Genomic DNA, 235 nt, shown 5'->3' on the forward strand with positions numbered 1-235 from the left:
CAGTGTCAGGTAGGTAGTTTGACTGGGGCGGTCGCCTCCCAAAAAGTAACGGAGGCGCCCAAAGGTTCCCTCAGAATGGTTGGAAATCATTCGCAGAGTGTAAAGGCACAAGGGAGCCTGACTGCGAGACAGACAGGTCGAGCAGGGACGAAAGTCGGGCTTAGTGATCCGGCGGTACCGTATGGAAGGGCCGTCGCTCAACGGATAAAAGCTACCCTGGGGATAACAGGCTTAT

Annotated in this window: 1 rRNA gene; it reads left to right on the forward strand. The window is 55.3% G+C overall.

Features of this window, described 5'->3' with window-relative positions:
- Nucleotides 1-235, forward strand: a 23S ribosomal RNA gene (locus CES79_RS12615); the annotation flags it as partial.

This window comes from Secundilactobacillus silagei JCM 19001 (genome assembly GCF_002217945.1).
Lineage (GTDB): Bacteria > Bacillota > Bacilli > Lactobacillales > Lactobacillaceae > Secundilactobacillus > Secundilactobacillus silagei.